The 19,321-nt window shown below is 71.7% G+C and carries 14 protein-coding genes and 1 pseudogene; 9 read left to right on the top strand and 6 right to left on the bottom strand.

Annotation, left to right across the window (positions count from 1 at the left end; genetic code table 11):
- Positions 1 to 127: 127 nt before the first annotated feature.
- A pseudogene (locus CSC68_RS12570) lies at positions 128 to 430 on the top strand (IS3 family transposase); the annotation flags it as partial.
- Between the two features lie 117 nt (positions 431 to 547).
- Here CSC68_RS12570 and CSC68_RS12565 read toward each other — a convergent pair.
- Entirely contained in the window at positions 548 to 1,669 is a 1,122-nt protein-coding gene (locus tag CSC68_RS12565; RefSeq protein ID WP_029577187.1) for a Fic family protein, read from the bottom strand.
- A gap of 467 nt (positions 1,670 to 2,136) precedes the next feature.
- Here CSC68_RS12565 and CSC68_RS12560 point away from each other — a divergent pair, with 467 nt between their 5' ends.
- Positions 2,137 to 3,234, top strand: coding sequence for an SGNH/GDSL hydrolase family protein (locus CSC68_RS12560; RefSeq protein ID WP_162203889.1), 1,098 nt, complete (start codon positions 2,137 to 2,139; stop codon positions 3,232 to 3,234).
- A gap of 1 nt (position 3,235) precedes the next feature.
- Here the strand turns inward: CSC68_RS12560 and CSC68_RS12555 are convergent, their stop codons facing one another.
- Positions 3,236 to 3,937, bottom strand: a complete 702-nt coding sequence (locus CSC68_RS12555; RefSeq protein ID WP_125111835.1) for a phosphatase PAP2 family protein — start codon at positions 3,935 to 3,937, stop codon at positions 3,236 to 3,238.
- Positions 3,918 to 5,186: a flavodoxin-dependent (E)-4-hydroxy-3-methylbut-2-enyl-diphosphate synthase gene (gene ispG / locus CSC68_RS12550; protein WP_162203888.1), complete on the bottom strand. Its 1,269-nt coding sequence runs from the start codon at positions 5,184 to 5,186 to the stop codon at positions 3,918 to 3,920. The genes CSC68_RS12555 and ispG overlap by 20 nt, the downstream gene beginning before the upstream one ends.
- A 135-nt stretch (positions 5,187 to 5,321) precedes the next feature.
- Between ispG and CSC68_RS12545 the strand changes: the two genes are divergently transcribed.
- Complete coding sequence (locus CSC68_RS12545) at positions 5,322 to 6,749, top strand: aldehyde dehydrogenase family protein (protein WP_162203887.1); 1,428 nt, start codon at positions 5,322 to 5,324, stop codon at positions 6,747 to 6,749.
- 16 nt (positions 6,750 to 6,765) lie between these two features.
- On the opposite strand, the gene CSC68_RS12540 is transcribed toward CSC68_RS12545, so the two are convergent.
- A complete protein-coding gene (locus tag CSC68_RS12540) occupies positions 6,766 to 9,654 on the bottom strand; it encodes an EAL domain-containing protein (RefSeq protein ID WP_246193560.1) in 2,889 nt (962 codons plus the stop codon).
- Positions 9,655 to 9,837: 183 nt separating this feature from the next.
- Here CSC68_RS12540 and CSC68_RS12535 point away from each other — a divergent pair, with 183 nt between their 5' ends.
- The 4 genes from CSC68_RS12535 (at position 9,838) to CSC68_RS12520 (ending at position 13,795) form a co-directional block, all read left to right on the top strand.
- Positions 9,838 to 10,395 carry an RNA polymerase sigma factor gene (locus tag CSC68_RS12535; RefSeq protein WP_162203886.1) on the top strand — a complete coding sequence of 186 codons (558 nt, stop codon included), beginning with the start codon at positions 9,838 to 9,840 and terminating at the stop codon, positions 10,393 to 10,395.
- A gap of 239 nt (positions 10,396 to 10,634) precedes the next feature.
- Positions 10,635 to 11,393 (top strand): hypothetical protein, encoded by a 759-nt coding sequence (locus CSC68_RS12530; protein WP_162203885.1) that lies wholly within the window; start codon positions 10,635 to 10,637, stop codon positions 11,391 to 11,393.
- A gap of 33 nt (positions 11,394 to 11,426) precedes the next feature.
- Positions 11,427 to 12,032, top strand: coding sequence for an IMPACT family protein (locus CSC68_RS12525; RefSeq protein ID WP_162203884.1), 606 nt, complete (start codon positions 11,427 to 11,429; stop codon positions 12,030 to 12,032).
- The gene (locus CSC68_RS12520) at positions 12,029 to 13,795 is read left to right on the top strand and encodes an ABC transporter transmembrane domain-containing protein (RefSeq protein ID WP_162203883.1); all 1,767 of its coding nucleotides are present in this window, start codon (positions 12,029 to 12,031) and stop codon (positions 13,793 to 13,795) included. The genes CSC68_RS12525 and CSC68_RS12520 overlap by 4 nt, the downstream gene beginning before the upstream one ends.
- Before the next feature lie 9 nt (positions 13,796 to 13,804).
- Here the strand turns inward: CSC68_RS12520 and CSC68_RS12515 are convergent, their stop codons facing one another.
- Together CSC68_RS12515 and CSC68_RS12510 are read right to left on the bottom strand one after the other, a co-directional pair.
- Positions 13,805 to 15,439, bottom strand: coding sequence for an acyl-CoA dehydrogenase family protein (locus CSC68_RS12515; RefSeq protein WP_162203882.1), 1,635 nt, complete (start codon positions 15,437 to 15,439; stop codon positions 13,805 to 13,807).
- A gap of 41 nt (positions 15,440 to 15,480) precedes the next feature.
- A complete protein-coding gene (locus CSC68_RS12510) occupies positions 15,481 to 17,544 on the bottom strand; it encodes a GGDEF/EAL domain-containing response regulator (protein ID WP_162203881.1) in 2,064 nt (687 codons plus the stop codon).
- 150 nt (positions 17,545 to 17,694) lie between these two features.
- On the opposite strand from CSC68_RS12510, the gene CSC68_RS12505 reads away from it, so the two are divergent.
- Positions 17,695 to 18,213, top strand: coding sequence for a CYTH domain-containing protein (locus CSC68_RS12505; RefSeq protein ID WP_162203880.1), 519 nt, complete (start codon positions 17,695 to 17,697; stop codon positions 18,211 to 18,213).
- An 86-nt stretch (positions 18,214 to 18,299) separates the two neighbouring features.
- The gene (nagZ, locus tag CSC68_RS12500; RefSeq protein WP_162203879.1) at positions 18,300 to 19,298 is read left to right on the top strand and encodes a beta-N-acetylhexosaminidase; all 999 of its coding nucleotides are present in this window, start codon (positions 18,300 to 18,302) and stop codon (positions 19,296 to 19,298) included.
- Positions 19,299 to 19,321 lie beyond the last annotated feature (23 nt).

Here is a 19,321-nt window from a genome sequence, read left to right as displayed (position 1 = left end):
CCAGCTTCGGCTTCACGCAGGAAGCCGATGATCTGCTCTTCGGAAAAGCGCTTCTTCACGTCCAATCTCCGTCTGGTTGGGGATTGGACTCCAAATCGACCTGCTACTCAAAGATGGGGGGACGTCGGTCCACTCCGACCAGGGCTGCCAGTTCACCAGCAACGACTGGCAGTCGTTCCTGAAAGCGCACCGGATGGTGCCGAGCATGAGTCGTCGCGGGGACTGCCACGACAATGCCGTGGCCGAGAGTTTTTTCAGCGTCTTGAAGAAGGAGCGGATCAAGCGACGGATCTACCCGACACGCGCCATGGCAGCATCGGATGTGTTCGACTACATCGAGATGTTCTACAACCCGATCCGCCGGCATAGTTCCGCTGGCGGACTATCACCGGTAGAGTTTGAAAGGCGCTACGCGCAGAGCGGCGACTGAGTGTCTACAGAACTCTGGCCGGTCCACCATCTTGGTCTCCTTCCGCATGAGTTGGCAGGAGTCCATGAAGGCGCTGTTCGGTCCGCCAGCCAAGTCAATTCAGAAGACGCGCGGTTACTACGGGAGATCGTTCAGCTCGTAGCTGGTACTGCGCCCGCCCGCATTCGATTTCCGCAGCACGCCGCGCGCGAGCAGGTCGTTGATGTCGCGCAGCGCCGTGTCTGGCGAGCACTTGGCGATCGCCGCCCACTTGCTGCTGGTGAGCTTACCTTCAAAGCCATCGAGTAGCCGGTTGAGCAATTTCACCTGTCGCTCGTTCAAAGGTGTGGCTGCCCAGTGCTGCCAGAAGCGTGCCTTGGTCAGCACGGCATCGAGGGTGTGCTGCGCCTGATCGACGGCGCGATGCAGGGTGTCGAGGAACCAGGCCAGCCACTCGGTGACGTCCATGGACCGCTTCTGGGTGCGCTCCAGAATATCGTAGTAGGCCTTGCGCTCCCGCTGGATCTGCGCCGACAGGCTGTAGAAGCGCTGCGGGCTGCCGTCGGCGCGCGCCAACAGCAGGTCGCCGATGGCCCGGGCGATACGGCCGTTGCCGTCGTCGAACGGGTGCAAGGTCACGAACCACAGATGGGCAAGCCCCGCCTTGACGAGCGGTGGCTCACCCGAGTCCGCATTGACCCATTCGAGGAAACGACCTGTCTCGGTCTCCAGTCGATCGGCGGGCGGCGCCTCGAAATGCACGCGCTGGCGGCCGATGGGGCCGGAGACCACCTGCATGGGGCCACTGGCGTCGTCGCGCCAACTGCCGACCTTGATCCTGGAGAGGCCGGAGTAACCAGTGGGAAAGAGCGCCGCGTGCCAGCCGAACAACCGCTCGCGGGTCACCGGCGCCGCGCAGTTGACCGTGGCGTCGAGCACCATCTCCACCACGCCTTCGACATGACGATCGACTGGAGCCAACGCCCCGATGTCGACGCCCAGCCGGCGAGCGATGCTTGAGCGCACGGACTCGACGTTGAGCTGCTCGCCCTCGATTTCGCTGGTCTTGACCACGTCTTCGGTGAGCGCCGCCAGGCTGGCCTGATCGCGCAGCGCCATGCCCACGTCGGCCAGACGCCCCAGCAAGAGCCCTTGAGCACGACTCACATCCGCCATAGGGCCAGCGAGCGCCGCCAGGTCGAAGCGCCAGTCCGGCCAGTCACTGGCCTGCCAGATGTACTTGTAATCGCCGCTGTTCATGCGGAGATTATGGGCTTCATTCTCCGCATGCGCAAGTTATTCACCGCATATAATGCGGCGATAGAAGGTGCGATCCCCCGCACCCCGGGCTGCCTTACCCCGGAATGGGTGTGAATGGGTGTGCTCTTGGTCGGGGGGACGGACGCGGGTTCAATTCCCGATTCCGGAATCGAACCGGACCAGAGAAGCATACGAATTTGAACGGCCATATCGGTGACCGATCCACGGGAAAAACCGCTTGATCGTCCGCTGCCTCTGGCCTGTCAACCCCCGCTTTTCGCAGCAGCCAGCAGGACTTATCAACTTGCCGGAACGACGGTATCGCGTACTTTCAACGGTCGTTTGGCGCGGGCTGCCGCCCCACCACCAATATTCCAGTCAAGGCCCGGGCAATCCCCGGGCCTTGTTCTTTCCGCGCTCCCGCTGCGATCCTCCGCGCTCCGCCGACCTGGCCAGGAGGGGAAGCCATGGCACGCCGCACCGCGATCGTCCTCGCCCTGCTGCTGGGCATTGCCGCCAGCGCGCAGGCGCAGCCGCGCGTGCGCGCCGATGCCGCGCTGCAGGGCACGCCCGCGCCCGTGGCCATCGGCGGGCGCACCGCGCCGCATCCGGCGGGCCTGGCCCACCAGTGGCCGGGGGTCCATTTCGAGACCGCGTTCGAGGGCGACCAGGCCGGGTTCGAGCTGGTGGCGCCACCGCTGACCCTGCACGTGCTGGTGGACGGGGAGCGCGTCGCCACCCTGCGCCAGCCGGCGCCGGGCCGCTACCGCGTGGACGGCCTCGCCCCGGGCCGGCACGTGCTGCGCCTGGAGACGGCCAGCGAGAACCAGGCCGCGGCGCACGTGTTCGGCGGCTTCCTGCTGCCGCGCGGCAGCCGCGCTCTGGAACTGCCTGCGCGCGCGCGCCGGATCGAGTTCATCGGCGACTCGCACACGGTCGGCTATGGCAACACCTCGACCACCCGCGAGTGCAGCAGCGCGGAAGTCGATGCAACGACGGACACCAGCGCCGCCTTCGGCCCGCAGGTGGCCAGGCACTACGGCGCCGATTACCGGATCCATGCCATTTCCGGCCGCGGCGTGGTGCGCAACTACGATGGCCACGCCGGCGACACCCTGCCCGCCGCCTGGCCGTACCTGCTGCTTTCGCACGGACATCCGGACGAGGACACCGCCTGGCAGCCGCAGCTGGTCGTCATCGCCCTGGGCACCAACGACTTCTCCACCGCCCTGCACGAAGGCGAGCCCTGGGCCGACCGCGCCGCCCTGCGCGAGGACTACGTGCGGACCTATGCCCGCTTCGTGCGCCAGCTGCGCGCGCGCTGGCCGCGGGCGCACTTCGTGCTGTGGGCCACCGATGCGGTCGACGGCGAGATCCGCGACCACGCGCGCCAGGTCGCCATGAAGCTGCTTGGCGAGGGCGACCGCAGGATCAGCTTCCTGCCGGTATCCGGCCTGGACATGCAGGCCTGCCACTGGCACCCCTCCGCGGCCGACCATGTCCGCCTGCGCGAGGCCCTGGTCGCGCACATCGACGCCCTGCCCCCGCCCTGGGACGGTGACTGACTCAGCGCCAGCGCGGGTGCCACGGCCGCCGTGCGCGGAACAGCACCAGGTAGCTCCCGGCGACCCAGGCCAGGCCCGCGGCCCAGCCGGCCAGCACGTCCGAGGGGTAATGCACGCCCAGGTACAGGCGCGACAGCCCCACCAGCAGCACGAACGCGGCCGCCGCCGCCACCACCGGCCAGCGCCAGCGGGTGCGCCATGCCAGCAGGATCGCGACCATGGCCAGGGTCATCGAGCCCATGGCATGGCCGCTGGGGAAGCTGAAGGTGGTCTCCGGGGCGATCGATTCCCACAGGTCCGGGCGCGCGCGCTGGAAGCTGTGCTTGGCGGCCAGGTTCAGCAGCGCCGAGCCGACGAAGGACACCACCGCGAAGGTCGCCTCGCGCCACTTGCGCTTCAGCAACAGGACCAGCGACAGCAGCACGTCGAGCGGGATCACCCCGTGCTCGTAGCCGGCATGGGTGACGGCGACGAAGAACGCGTCCAGGCGCGGCCCGGCCAGGCCGTTGAGCCAGCGCAGCAGCGCCTCGTCGGCGTGCACCATTTCCTCCAGCTCGTGGACCTCGTCGGCCAGCTCGGCGAACAGCCACAGCGGGGCCAGCACCCCGAGGAACAGCAACAGCAGCAGGCCCAGCCTGCGGCGCGGCGGCAGCACCGGCGCCGCGGAGTCTCCCGGAGGCGGCTCAGCCGGCCTTCCGGGCATACCGGGTCTCGACGTACTCGTCGATCAGGGCCACGAACTCGGTGGCGATGTTCTCGCCCTTGAGCGTGACCTTCTTCTCGCCGTCGACGAATACCGGGGCCGAGGGCGCCTCGCCGGTACCCGGCAGGGAGATGCCGATGTCGGCATGGCGCGACTCGCCCGGGCCATTGACCACGCAGCCCATCACCGCCAGCGACAGGTTCTCCGCGCCCGGGTGCGAGATGCGCCATTCCGGCATCTTCGCCCGCACGTGCTCCTGCACCGTCTTGGCCAGTTCCTGGAAGAAGGTGCTGGTGGTGCGGCCGCAGCCGGGGCAGGCGGTGACCATCGGGGTGAAGGCGCGCTGGCCGGTGGTCTGCAGCAGTTCCTGCGCGACCACCACCTCGGCGGTGCGCGGCTGGCCCGGTTCGGGGGTCAGCGAGATGCGGATGGTGTCGCCGATGCCTTCCTGCAGCAGCACCGCCAGCGCCGCGGCCGAAGCCACGATGCCCTTGCTGCCGATGCCGGCCTCGGTCAGGCCCAGGTGCAGGGCGTAGTCGCAGCGCTGTGCCAGGTCGCGGTACACCGCGATCAGCTCCTGTACGCCGCTGACCTTGCAGCTGAGCACGATGCGGTCGGCCGGCAGGCCCAGCTCCACGGCGCGGTCGGCCGAATCGACGGCCGAGCGGATCAGTGCCTCGCGCAGCACCCGGCCGGCGTCCCAGGGCTCGGCGCGCTGGCTGTTCTCGTCCATCAGGCGCGCGGCCAGGGCCTGGTCCAGCGAGCCCCAGTTGGCGCCGATGCGCACCGGCTTGCCGTACTCGATCGCCTTCTCGATGATCGAGGCGAACTGGGTGTCCTTCTTCTTGCCGAAACCGACGTTGCCGGGGTTGATCCGGTACTTGGCCAGGGCCTGCGCGCAGGCCGGTTCGCCGGCCAGCAGCTGGTGGCCGTTGTAGTGGAAGTCGCCGATCAGGGGCACGTCGATGCCCATCATCAGCAGCTTCTCGCGGATCCGCGGGATCGCCGCGGCCGCCTCCGGCGTGTTGACGGTCAGGCGCACCAGCTCCGAGCCGGCGCGCCACAGCTCAGCCACCTGCTTCACCGAGCCGGCCACGTCGGCCGTATCGGTATTGGTCATGGACTGGACGACCACCGGGGCACCACCGCCGACGGCCACCCCGCCGACCAGGACCCGGCGGGGGGGACGGCGCGGCCAGGGTCCGATGGAAGCGGGCGGCGTGGGCTGGGTAACGGCATCGTGCTGCATGTGCGCATTCTAGACGCCCGCGCCCTGGCATGGCCGAACCGCGACGAACCGGAACGTCCCGGCGGCCGGCCACGCGGCCTTCCCGCCGGCCACGGCATACTCCGGCCACCGGCCCGCCGTGTCCAGGACAGTCCCATGCTCAAGCCGACCTACCCGCTCTACGTCGCCAACGTCGCCGAATCCCCCAATGCCGGCCTGGAGGTGCGCGACAAGTACAGTGGCGAGGTGGCGACCCGGGTGGCCATGGCCGACGCGGCCACGGTGGAGCGGGCGATCGCCGCGGCGGTCGAAGCCGCCCCAGCGATGGCCGCCCTGCCCGCCTACCGCCGCCAGGCGGTACTGGAGCACTGCATCGCCCGCTTCCGCGAGCGCGCCGGGGAGCTGGCCGAGGCCCTGTGCATCGAGGCCGGCAAGCCGATCAGGGATGCGCGGGGCGAAGTGACCCGGCTGATCGACACCTTCCGCATCGCCGCCGAGGAAGCCACCCGGATCGAGGGCCAGACCGTCGACCTGGAGATCTCCGAGCGCGGCCGCGGCTACCGCGGCGTCTGGAAGCGGGTGCCGATCGGCCCCTGCAGCTTCATCACCCCGTTCAACTTCCCGCTCAACCTGGTCGCGCACAAGGTCGCCCCGGCGATCGCCGCCGGCTGCCCGTTCGTGCTCAAGCCGGCCGGCAAGACCCCGGTGGGGGCGCTGATCATCGCCGAGGTCCTGGCCGAGACCGACCTGCCGAAGGGCGCGTTCTCGATCTTCGCCTGCGACAACGCGGTGGCCACGCCGCTGGTCGAGGACGACCGGATCAAGCTGCTGTCCTTCACCGGCGGCCTGGTCGGCTGGGACTTCAAGGCCCGCGCCGGGCGCAAGAAGGTCACCCTGGAGCTGGGCGGCAATGCCGCCTGCATCGTCGATGCCGACCAGGGCGGACGCCTGGACCACGTGGTCGAGCGCCTGGCCTTCGGCGCCTACTACCAGTCCGGGCAGAGCTGCATCAGCGTGCAGCGGATCCTGGCCCACGCCGATGTCTACGACGCGCTGAAGGAGAAGCTGGCGGCGAAGATCGCCACCTTCGTCGCCGGCGACCCGAAGGACGAGAAGACCTTCATCGGCCCGATGATCGACGAGGCCGCGGCGCGCCGGCTGGAAGGCTGGATCGAATCGGCGCGCAAGGCCGGGGCGAAGGTGGTCATCGGTGGCGGCCGCAAGGGCAACATGCTCGAGGCCACCCTGCTGGAGGACGTGCCGCGCGACTGCGAACTGCAGCGCCAGGAGGCCTTCGGCCCGGTGGCGCTGATGCAGCGCTTCGAGGACTTCGACGCGGCGCTGGAGACGGTCAACGACTCGGACTTCGGCCTGCAGGCCGGCGTGTTCACCGACAGCCTCGCGCACGCCATGCGCGCCTGGGACAGGCTCCAGGTCGGCGGCGTCATCGTCGGCGACGTGCCCAGCTTCCGCATGGACAACATGCCCTACGGCGGGGTGAAGGACTCCGGCTTCGGCCGCGAGGGCGTGAAGTACGCCATCGAGGACATGAGCGAGCTGCGGCTGCTGGTGATCCGCAGCTGAGCGCGGCGCGGCCGGCTCAGCGCACCGGGCAGGATACCGGCCGCCCCAGCAGGTAGCCCTGCCCGGCGGTGCATCCCAGTTCCTGCAGGGTGTCGCGCTGGGCCATGGTCTCGATGCCCTCGCCCACGGTCTCCATGCCCAGGCTGCGCGACAGCGCCAGGATGGCGCGTACCAGGGCCAGGCTCTCCTCGCGCCCGCCCTCGGCATCCAGACCGGCGACGAAGCTGCGGTCGATCTTCAGCCCCAGGATCGGGAACCGGTGCAGGTAGGACAGCGCCGAGAAACCGGTGCCGAAGTCGTCCAGCAGGGCGCGCACGCCGCGGGCGCGCAGGGCATCGAGCATGCGCCGGGTACGCGGCGCGTCGTCCATCAGCGCCACCTCGGTGATCTCCAGGCGCAGCCGCGCCGGGTCGGCGCCGGCGCCGTCCAGCAGGCCCAGCAGGCGGCTGGCGAAATCCGGCGAGCGGAAGTGGCGCGGTGACACGTTCACCGAGATGTAGCCGGTGCCGCCGCGCGCCAGTTCCCCGATGACCTGTTCGTACAGCAGCCAGTCCACATGCTCGATCAGGCCGCTCTCCTCGCCCAGGGCGATGAAGGCGGCCGGCGAGAGCAGGCCGCGGCGTTCGTGGCGCCAGCGCAGCAGGGCCTCGTGGCCGATCACCGCTCCATCGTGCAGGCGCACGATCGGCTGGTAGTACGGCATGAACTCGCGGCGCTGGATCGCCCTGCGCATGTCCGCTTCCAGGTCCAGGCTGCGCATGGCCTGTTCGCGCATGGCCTCGTCGAATATCGCGAAGCGGTCCCGGCCTTCGTTCTTGGCCCTGTACATGGCCGCGTCGGCGTCGCGCAGCAGTTCCTCGCCGCGGCGGTAGCGCGGATGCCACAGGGCGATGCCCATGCTGGCCGAGGGGAACAGTTCGCGTCCGGCGACCCACAGCGGCTGCCCGACCAAGGCCAGCAGCATCCGGGCCATTTCGCGCGCTTCCTCGTGGCCGGAGCAGGCCACGAGCACCGCGAATTCGTCGCCGCCCAGGCGGGCGACCACGTCGCCCGGGCGCACCGCCGACACCAGCCGCCGCGAGACCTCGACCAGCAGCTCGTCGCCGGCCGCGTGGCCGATGCTGTCGTTGACCACCTTGAAGCGGTCCAGGTCCAGGAACAGCACCGCGAACGGATGTCCCCCGCCACCGCCGGCGCGATCCAGCGATGCGGCCAGGGATTCGAGCAGGCAGCTGCGATTGGGCAGTCCGGTCAGGGCGTCATGCAGGGCCTGGTGGGTCAGCCTCTGTTCGGCGCGCAGGCGCTCGCCGATCTGCGCCAGCAGCTGCTCGTTGGCGCGCTCCAGCTCCCCGGTGCGCTCGCCGACGCGCAGCTCCAGTTCGGCGTGGGCCACGCGCAGGCGCTCCTGCGCCGCCTGGCGGGCCAGGCCGGTGCCGATGTTGTGGGCGACGAAGGAGAGCAGCCGCTCGTCGTCCCGGCTGAAGCGGATCTGCGGGTCGTAGCTCTGCACCGCGATCAGCCCGACGACCGCACCGTCCAGATGCAGCGGCACGCCCAGCCAGCTGCTGGCGCGCACCTGCCCGGGGTCCTGCACCTCGCCGGCGGCGATCAGCGCGTCGATGTCCTCCCGGTGCGCCAGCAGGGTGGAGCCGGTGCGCATCACGTACTCGGTCAGCCCCCTGCCCGGCTGCCGCGAGGGCCGATGGTTGCCGGCCTCGTCGACCGAGTACACGAATTCGATCCTCGCCCGGTCCTCGGACAGCAGGGCGATGTAGAAATTGCGCGCGTACAGCAGTTCGTCCACCGCGGCATGGACCTTGGCGTAGTACTGCTCCAGGCTCTCGCTGCTGACCGCCATCTCGGCGATGCGGTACAGCGCGTGCTGCAGGCGCTCGGCGCGCTGGCGCTCGAGCACCTCCTCCTGCAGCTCGCGGTTGGCCCGTTCCAGCTCCAGGGTCCGCTCCAGGACCCGGCGTTCGAGTTCGGCCTGCGCCTGGCGGCGGTCCAGCGTGGTCTGCACGTGCTGGGCGACAAAGCCCAGCAGGGCCCGGTCCTCCTCCGTGTAGCACCCGGCGCGGTCGTAGCTCTGCACCACGATCGCGCCGCACACGCGCTCGCCGCGCCGCATCGGCACGCCCAGCCAGTCCAGGCTTTCCGAGCCGTGGGCCTGGACGTCCTCGGGCAGGCCCAGCGCGCGGCGGATCCGGCGCGACGGGCCGCGCAGGGCCTGGCCGTGCCTGAGCAGGGCGAAAGTCAGCGTGTCGGCCATCTCCTCCACCGACCACTCGCGGCCGCCCTCGGCCAGGTACGGGTCGCGGTCGTCGGCGAAGTACAGGAAGCGCAGGGTCCCGCGCGGCTCGTCGTATTCGACGATGTAGCAGCTGGGCGCGTACATCAGCGTGCCGATGATGCCGTGCAGCCGCGCCAACATCTCCTGCATCTCGACCTCGCCGCCGGCCAGGTCCGCGATCTCGTACAGCGCCTTCTGCAGGCTGCGCGACCGCTCCAGCTTCTGCACTCGTGCCTGCAGGCGCGCCGCGTGCAACCCGGCCTCCAGCAGGGCCTGCGCCGCGCCGCGCCAGGCGAGCAGGCGGTCGGCGTCGATCGTACCTGCACCGCCCGCAAGCACCGCCAGGCGGGCGTCACCGTCGCTCCAGGCCTCGACCTCCACGCCCGGAGCCACCACGGACTCGCCAGCCAGCACGCGCTGCAGCAGCCCGAGGGCCGCAGGCCCGCCATCGCCGGCCTCGGCACAGCCGGGGACCCCGTCCTGGCGCCAGCCCACCGCCACCCACCCGGCCTCGGGGAGCAGGCCGCGCAGTGCCGCGTGCAGGCGGGTCGCCTCTGCTGGCACGACCATGCCGGCGGCTGGCGCCGCGCCCTCGAGGCGACTGGGTTGGATCATCTGTCCCGCATGGCCTTGCTGCAGGCGCCAGCATAGCGCCTGGGTCCGCGGCGCTCGACCCCATCCGGCGCTCCCGTGCGTTCCAGTTTCCATGCCATCCACCGCCACCCTGGTCCTGCCCTGCCCTGCCCGCCTGCCGCACCGCCGCTTGCTTCGCGCGGAGGCCACGGTAGGGTGCTGCCCATGGACCAGGCGGTGGACGCACCCGGCGACGAAACCCTGATGCAGGCCTGGGCCGCCGGCGACGCGTCCGCGTTCGAGGCGCTGTACGCCCGCCATCGACTGCCGTTGTTCCGCTTCCTGGTCGGCCACGTGCACGACCGCCCCCTGGCGGAGGAACTGTTCCAGGACGTCTGGCAACGGGTCATCGCCGCCCGCGACGGCTGGAGGCCGGACGCGCCGTTCGGCGCCTGGCTCTACCGCATCGCCCACAACCGGCTCACCGACCACTGGCGCGCGCAGAAGCACCGTCCGCCGGCGCCGGCCGACGCCGAGCAGCGCACGGCCGCGCTGGCTGCCGGCGACGACCCGGAACAGCATGCCAGCCGCACGCAGCAGGCGATGCGCCTGCACCAGGCGCTGGACGAACTGCCGCCGGAACAGCGCCAGGCCGTGCTCCTGCGCCTGCACGGCGAGCTGTCGCTGGAGGAGATCGGCAACATCACCGGGGTCGGCCGGGAGACAGTGAAGTCACGGCTGCGCTACGCAATGGACCGCCTGCGCGGGAGACTCCAGGCATGAGCAGGCACGATCCGCTGTCCCCGGAAGAACTGGAGCTGCGGCGCCAGCTGGAGGCGGCTGCCGGCCCGGGTCCGTCGCCCGGGCTGGACGCGCGCATCCTTGCCGCCGCACGCGGGCAGGCCCCTGCCGGCGCCACGGGGCCGGCGGCCGCTCCGTCGCCGCTGCACCGGCGCCGCGCCCGGCCGCGTCGCTGGATCGCGCCGCTGAGCCTGGCGGCGTCGCTGGTACTGGCTTTCGGCGTGGCATGGCAGCTGCGCGAACCCCCGGCACCCGGACAGGCGCGGCAGGCGGACCGGCCTGCGACCGGCCCGGCCGGAACCTCGCCGGAAGCGCCGGCAGCCGCCATCCTGGCCGAACCGCGGGAGGTGCAGCCGGCAGATGCACGGGCAACGGAGGACGTGCCGTCGCGTGCGGACACGGGCGCCACTGTTCCTCCGGCCGCGGTATCGAGCCTGGCGACTTCCGCCGTGGACTCAGGTGGCCCGCAACCGCCGCTGCGGGAAGAAGCTTCCGCGGCGATGGCACGCGCGCCCTTGCCTGCCGCACCAGCGCCGGACACGGTGACGGCCGCGCCGATGCCCGCCCCGGCGCCGGATGCCGGGGCTTCCGCGTACGCGGAGACCACCCGCGCGGCCGGGGACATTGCCCGCGCACGGCAGGCGCAGGATGCTGCACGGGTCGCAGCCGAACGTGCCCGTCGCCAGGCGCGGACGATGCGCCCCGCGGCCGCCGCGGCGCTGCCGAAGGCGGACCATGCGCCGCCAGCCGCACCGCCAGCCCCACCGGCACCCGTGGCCGCGCCCGCGGTCCAGGCCGGGCCGCAGCCCCCGGTGGCCGTGGCCGTCGCCGATCCACAGGAATGGCTGGAGTTGATCCGCGACCTGCAGGCCGACGGCGACATCGAAGGTGCGCGGGCAAGCCTCGAATGGTTCGTACGCGAGCATCCCGGGCTGGAAGTGCCCGGGGACCTGCGGCCGCTGCTCGACCACGGGCCCTGAACGCGTCCGGCGCGTGGACACGCGCCGGTTAGAATGGCGGCGATGACCGATACCCTCGCCGCGCCTGCCAGCCACCTCCTCGAGGTCAAGCACAGCCGGTTCCTCGCCAACGCCGCCCCCGTGACCGCCCCGGAGCAGGCGCTGGAGTTCGTGGCCTCCGTGTCCCATGCCGATGCCACCCACAACTGCTGGGCCTACCGCATCGGCCAGGACTACCGTTCCAGCGACGACGGCGAACCGGCCGGGACCGCCGGCCGCCCGATCCTGGCGGCGATCGACGGCCAGGGCTACGACCGCGTGGTGGTGGTGGTGACGCGCTGGTTCGGCGGGATCAAGCTCGGGGCCGGCGGCCTGGTCCGTGCCTACGGCGGCGCGGCCGCCGAATGCCTGCGCCTGGCCGCGCGCGAGCCGCTGGTGCAGATGGTCGAGCTGGAACTGGAGTGCCCGTTCGAGGCACTGGGCGCGGTGCACGCGGCCCTGGCCGCGCACTCGGCCGAGAAGACCTCCGAGGCCTTCGTGGCCGACGGCGCGCGCCTGGGACTGCGCCTGCCGGCGTCCCAGGCCGAACCCCTGCGCACGCGCCTGCGCGACGCCACCCGCGACCGCGTGCGGGTCGCCATTCCCGGAAGCCCCCCGTGAGCAACGACAAACCAGACACCGGCAGCCGCCTGCAGCGGATCGGAAGCCTGCGCACGCTGTGGCCGTTCGTCGGCCGCCACCGTGGCCTGTTCATCGCCTGGCTCGGCGCGCTGGCGCTGTCCTCCAGCGCCACCCTGAGCCTGCCGGTGGCGGTGCGCTACATGATCGACCGCGGCTTCGGCGGCGGCGCCATGATCAACCAGGCCTTCGCCGTGCTCTTCGCGGTGGCCGTGGTACTGGCGCTGGCGACCGCCGCGCGCTTCTTCTTCGTGTCCCTGCTCGGCGAGAAGGTCGTGGCCGACCTGCGCGAACGCCTGTACGCGCACCTGGTCGGGCTGGACCCGGCCTTCCACGACCGCAGCCGCAGCGGCGAGCTGGTCTCCCGCCTGTCGGCCGACGCCGAGCTGCTGCGCAGCGTGATCGGCACCACCATGTCGGTGGCCCTGCGCAGCAGCGTCACCGTGGTCGGCAGCCTGGTCATGCTGTTCGTCACCAGCCCGCGGCTGGCGGCGTATTCGCTGGTGGGCATCCCGCTGTCGGTGCTGCCGATCGTGCTCGGCGCGCGACGCCTGGAGAAGGCTTCGCGCGCCAGCCAGGACCGCGTGGCCGACGCCAACGCCCTGGCCGCCGAAAGCCTGGGCGCGGTGCGCACGGTCCAGGCCTACGCACGCGAGCCGTACGAGCGCGCCCGCTTCGGCGATGCCCTGCGGGTGGCGGTGGCGACCGCGCGGCGGCGCATCGCCGCGCAGTCACTGGTGACCGCGGTCGCCATCGTGCTGGTGTTCGGCGCGATCGTGCTGGTGCTGTGGTCGGGTGCGCACGACGTGGTCGCCGGCACCATGAGCGCCGGCACCCTGGGCCAGTTCGTGCTGTACGCGCTGATCGGTGGTGGCTCGGTCGGCGCCCTGGCCGAGGTCTGGAACGAACTGCAGCGCGCGGCCGGCGGCATGGGCCGCATTTCCGAGCTGCTGCACGAGCAGCCGGCGATCGCCGCGCCCGCGCGGCCGCGGCCGCTGCCGCGGCCGGTGCGCGGCGCGATCCGCTTCGAGGACGTGCACTTCCACTACCCCGGGCGCGAGGACACCCCCGCGCTGGACGGCTTCGACCTGGAAGTGCGCCCGGGCGAGACCGTGGCCCTGGTCGGTCCTTCCGGCGCGGGCAAGAGCACGGTGCTGTCGCTGTTGCTGCGCTTCCACGACCCGCAGTCCGGCAACGTGCGCCTGGATGGCATCGACCTGCGCGAACTCGATCCGGCCGAACTGCGCGCGCAGGTGGCTCTGGTGCCGCAGCAGCCAGTGCTGTTCGCCGCCAGCGCGATGGACAACATCCGCTATGGCCGGCTCGAGGCCAGCGACGAGGACGTGCGCGCGGCGGCGGTGGCGGCCGAGGCCGACGCCTTCATCAGCACCCTGCCCCAGGGCTATGCCAGCGAGCTGGGCGAGCGCGGCGCGCGCCTGTCCGGAGGCCAGCAGCAACGCATCGCGATCGCCCGCGCCCTGCTCAAGGACGCGCCGGTGCTGCTGCTGGACGAGGCCACCAGTGCCTTGGACGCGCAGAGCGAGCGTGCGGTGCAACACGCGCTGCAGAACCTGATGCGCGGCCGCACCACCCTGGTGGTCGCCCACCGCCTGGCCACCGTGCTGCAGGCCGACCGGATCGTGGTCATGGACCGTGGCCGGATCGTGGCCGAAGGCACCCACGAGCAGCTGCTGGCCCAGGGCGGGCTCTACGCCGAACTGGCGAAACTGCAGTTCCTCGACTGACCGCGGGCGCTACGGCAGCGCCCGTTCCATCACCGCGGCGAAATCGATGCCGGGTGGCAGCGTGCCCATGGCCAGGCCGTGGGCCCCGTCCAGGCGGCTGCGCACGAACGCCTCGGCGACCGGACTGCCGGCCGCATGCAGCGCCGCGCCCTGCAGCACCAGGGCGATACGTTCGACCAGGTAGCGCGCACGCACCTCCAGCACGTCCTGCGATCCGGCGAGGAGACCGGCGATGGCCCCGGCCTCGCGCGCCAGCACCGGCTCCAGCCCCGCCGCCCGTTCCAGCGCCACGCGCAGCGCCTGCGTCGCCCGCGGCTCGCGCGCCAGCGCGCGCAGCACGTCCAGGCACTGGATGTTGCCGCTGCCTTCCCAGATCGAGTTCAGCGGCGCCTGCCGGTACAGCCGCGGCAGCACCGATTCCTCCACGTAGCCGGCGCCGCCCAGGCACTCCTGGGCTTCGTTGACCAGGGTCGGCGCGCGCCGGCACAGCCAGTACTTGCCGACCGCGGTGGCCACGCGGGCGTAGGCCGCGGCCTGCGGATCGCCCTGCCCGGCCTCGACCGCGGCGGCCACGTCGAGCGCGAACACGGTGGCCGCCTCCGATTCGATCGCCAGGTCGGCCAGCACGTTGGCCATCAGTGGATGGCCGGCCAGCACGCGGCCGAAGGCTTTCCGGTGGCGGGCATGGTGCAGCGCATTGGCCATCGCCCAGCGCACCTGCGCCGCGGCGGCGAGCATGCAGTCCAGGCGGGTGAGCATCACCATCGGGATGATGGTGGCCACGCCGCGTCCCGGCTCGCCCACCGGCCAGGCCAGGGCGTCGCAGAACTCCACTTCGGAAGAAGCGTTGGACCAGTCGCCCAGCTTGTCCTTCAGCCGCATCAGCCGGAAGGCGTTCTTCGACCCGTCCGGCAGGCGCCGCGGCAGCAGGAAGCAACCCAGCCCGTCGGGTGTCTGCGCCAGCACCAGGAAGCCATCGGACATCGGCGCGGAGAAGAACCACTTGTGCCCGACGAGCTGCCAGGCCTCGCCGCCGGGCAGCAGCGTGGCGGTGGTGGTGTTGCCGCGTACGTCCGAGCCGCCCTGCTTCTCGGTCATGCCCATGCCCAGGGTAAGCCCGGTCTTCTCCGCCATGGGGATGTCGCGCGGGTCGTAGGCCGGCGTCGCCGCGCCGCGCGCCCATGCCTCCAGCGCCGGGGCCTGGCGCAGCACCGGTACCGCGGCGTGGGTCATGGTCAGCGGACAGCTGGTGCCGGCCTCGGCCTGGTGGTGCAGATAGGCCAGCGCCGCCCGCGCCACATGGGCGCCGCGGACCGGTTCTTGCCAGGACAGGCCGGCCACGCCGTGCGCCTTGGCCGCTTCCATGAGCCGGTGGTAGGCCGGGTGGAACTCGACCAGGTCGATGCGCCGTCCCTGGGCGTCGTGCGTGCGCAGGCGAGGCCGGTCGCGGTTGGCGTCGAAGCCCAGCCGGTACAGCTCGTCCCCGGCCAGGGTGCCGTAGGCCTGCAGGCGGCCGGCGAAGGCGCCGGCACCGCCGCGCGCCACCGCCTCGCGCAGGGCCAGGTCATCGCCCCACAGGTCGCGCGGGGCGAAAGCGGGCGGCTGGTTGTCGACGACGTGGGTTTCGAAACGCGACGGCTGCATGCGGTCCTCCTCCACCAGGGGTGGCGGCCGACCGCGTGCGGTCAGCCGAACTCGAAGTTCATCGCCGGGCCCACCGGCGCGATGAAGTCACCGGACACATAGTCCACGCCCAGCGTGAACAGCTGGCTCATGGTCTGGGCGTCGCCGACGTGCTCGGCGAGGGTGGCCATGCCATCGGCCTGGGCGCGCGAGGTGATCTCGCGCACCTTCTCCTGCGCCTCGCCGCCCTTGCCGAGGTCCTCGGTCAGGCCGTGGTCGATCTTCAGGAACGCCGGCCTGAAGTGCGACAGCAGCTGGAACGAATCCAGCCCCGAGCCGAACTGCTCCAGGCCCATGCGGCAGCCCAGCGCCGAGACGGCGGACAGGAACTGCTGGGCATCGCGCAGGTGGGTGAACACCTTGGCCTCCGGTGCCTCCAGCCACAGCCGGTCGCCGGAAACGCCATGCATGGCCAGCTCGGTGCGGATCAGGTTGGCCATGCCCTCGGAGAACGAGTCCGGGCACACCCGCACCAGCAGGCGGGTGTTGCGGCCGGCGCGGTGGCGCTCGGCCAGGGTGGCGATCGCCTGGCGCACCACCCAGCGGTCGATCTCGCCCAGCAGGCCGTGCTCCTCGGCGATGGCCGTGAACGCCGACGGCTTCACCAGTTCGCCGTTGACGTCGATCCGCAGGTGCACCTCGTACAGCTCGCCGCCGTCGCCCTGCAGGCCCTGGACCGGCAGGTAGTGCGGCACGAAACCGTTGCCGGCCAGCGCCTCGCGCAGCCGCTCCACCCAGCGCGCGATCCGCTCCTCCTCGGCCCGGTCGGCCGCGCCGGGGTCGAAGACCTGGACGGTATTGCCGCCCATCTCCACCGCCGCGTGCAGGCAGTGGCTGCCCTTGGACAGGATCTGCGGCACGCTGGCGATCTTCTCGCCCACCTGCACGCCGCCGATGCTCGCAGTCACCGCGACCGAACGCGCGCCCACGCTGAAGACATGGGTGGCGATGGCATCGCGCAGCGCCTCGGCCACGCCGCGGGTAATGGCGTGGTTGCCCTGGACCAGCACCGCGAAGCTGTGCTCGCCGAAGCGCGCCACCGGCACGTCCGGGTCCAGCACGCTGCGCACGCGGTCGGCCAGGGCGGCGACCAGGGCGTCGGCCGCGTCCAGTCCGATGTCGGGCAGCAGGCGCGCGTAGTGGTCCGGTTCCAGCAGCAGGAAGCCGTACTGGCCACCATCGCGGCCCACGCGCGCCACCACGTCCTCGAGCAGGCGCATGAAGGTCGGGCGGTTGAGCAGGCCGGTCACCTGGTCGCGCTGGCGCAGCTCCTCGACCTCGCGCGCCAGCTCCGGATCCAGCTCCTCGCGGCGGCGGAACACCACCTGGATGCAGGGCTCGCCCTCGTAGCTGGCGGTGGCGAACTCCATCTTCGCCGGGAAGGTCGTGCCGTCGAGGTGGCGCGCCTCCATCAGGTATTCGGCCGGCGGCGGCTCGCCGCGCGACAGCGACTTGAGCAGCTGCTTGAAGCCATCGATGTGCTGGGCCGCGACCAGGTCCAGCAGCGACATGCTCTCCACGTCCTCGAACGACTCGAACCCGAACATCTCCAGGTACGCGTCGTTGGCGCGGATGTGCATGCCCTCGTGGATGTACGCCACCGGATCGCGCGAGGAGGCGATCAGCGCGTCGCAGCGACGCTCGGTCTCGCGCAACTGCGCCTCCAGGCGACGCAGGCCGCGGCGCGCCTCCAGGTCGGCCCACTCGCGGCGCACCGTCGCCAGCAGGTGCTCGGAACGGTGGCGCAGGACCAGCGCGCGCGCGCCGTCGACCAGGCCGGACAGCACCGTCGCGTCGTCGATCCGGTCCACCAGGACCAGCAGCGGCAGGTCCTTGCCGCTGGCGGCCACGTTGGCGCACACCTGCGGCAGGGGCATGGCGTTGGAATTGCTGGCCAGGACCAGGTCCACCTGCTGGCTGGCGATCATCTGCGCGAGCTCGGCCGGATCCTGCGGGCGCAGGGGCCGCACGGCGATGCCGCCATTGCGGAGGGCCGTCACGACCGCTTCGGCATCCTCCACGCGGTCGTCGACGATAAGCAGGCGGATCGTGCTGTCTTTCTGCATGCAGCGGTCCTGGTTCCAGGTGCAAGGGCAGCGGGTTTAATACACGAACGGGGGTCGGAGCGTCCATGACCCCCCGCATGGCGGCCCCCGGGCGGCCGCCAGCCCGCCCGCGCTGGCATCATGTCGCCCCCTTTCGACGGAGCCCCTCCCATGGGCGTGGAGATCGAACGCAAGTTCCTGCTGGCCGGCGACGGCTGGCGCGCGGCGGTGGAGCGCCCCCAGCCGATGGCGCAGGGCTACCTCAACGACCTGCGGGTGCTGGACGGCGGCCTCCAGAAGGCCTCGGTCCGGGTCCGGATCGAGGGCCCGTCCGCCTTCCTCAACATCAAGTCGGCCCAGGCCGGCCCCAGCCGGCTGGAGTTCGACTACCCGGTCCCGGTGGAGGATGCCCGCCAGCTGCTGGAGCTGTGCGTGGGCGGCGTGGTGCGCAAGCGGCGGCACTACGTGCGCCACGGCGGCCACCTGTGGGAAATCGACGAGTTCGAGGGCGACAACGCCGGCCTGGTGGTGGCGGAGATCGAACTCGACGCCGTGGACGAGGCCTTCGAGCGCCCGGACTGGCTTGGCGCCGAGGTCACCGAGCTCAAGCGCTACTACAACCTGGCCCTGGCCGAGCGCCCCTGGTCGCGCTGGAGCGAGGCCGAGCGCGCCGGCCCGGCGCCGGGCTGAGGCCACGCTCCCGGCGTCGCGGCCGTCGCCCCGCATCTGCGACAATGGCCGGCCGCGCCCATCCGCGCGCCCCGGAGTCCCACCGCATGCTCGTGATCGGCGTCGCCGGCACCGAACTGACCGCGCAGGAGCGCGACTGGCTGCAGCACGATGCGGTCGCCGGCGTGATCCTGTTCAAGCGTAATTTCGCCTCGCGCGCGCAGGTCGCCGAACTGTCGGCCGCCATCCGCGAGGCCGCGCCGCGCCCGCAGCTGGTCTGCGTGGACCAGGAGGGCGGCCGCGTGCAGCGCTTCCGCGAGGGCTACAGCGAATTGCCGCCGCTGCAGCGGATCGGCGAACTGTACGCCCGCGACCCGCGGTCCGCCCTCGCCCTGGCCGAGGAACACGCCTGGCTGATGGCCAGCGAAATCCGCGCCAGCGGCGTGGACCTGAGCTTTGCCCCGGTGGTCGACCTGGGCCGCGGCAACCGCGCCATCGGCGACCGTGCCTTCAGCGCCGATCCGCAGGTGGTGGCCGAACTCACCCGCGCCTACGTGCGCGGCATGCACTCGGTGGGCATGGCCGCCACCCTCAAGCACTTCCCCGGCCACGGCACCGTGCTGGAGGACACCCACGTCGACCACGCCATCGACCCGCGCCCGCTGGAGGCGCTGCGCGCCGAGGACCTGGTCCCGTTCGTCGCCGGCATCGAGGCGGGTGCCGACGCGGTGATGATGGCCCACGTGCAGTACCCGGCCATCGCCCCGGACCCGGCCGGCTACTCGCCGTTCTGGATCGGACAGTTCCTGCGCGGCGAGCTGGGTTTCCGCGGCGTGGTCTTCTCCGATGACATCGGGATGGCCGCCGCGCATGCGGCCGGCGGAGTCCGCGCCCGCGTGCTGGCCCACCTGGACGCCGGCTGCGACGCGGTCCTGGTCTGCCACCCGGAGCTGGTGGACGAATCGCTGGATGCGGTCCGCGACCGCCGGCCCAACACCGCCGCCCTGCTCGGCCTGATCGGCCGCGGCGCACTGGGCTGGGACGGCCTGCTGGCCGACGCCCGCTACGGCGCCGCCCGCGGCCGCCTGCCGACCTCCGCCGCCTGACCGCCACAACACATCCGCCTTCC

It is taken from the genome of Pseudoxanthomonas suwonensis, assembly GCF_010093235.1.
Lineage (GTDB): Bacteria > Pseudomonadota > Gammaproteobacteria > Xanthomonadales > Xanthomonadaceae > Pseudoxanthomonas > Pseudoxanthomonas suwonensis.
The sequence above is the reverse complement of the archived record's forward strand: the minus strand, read 5'-3'. Positions and strand labels throughout refer to the sequence as shown.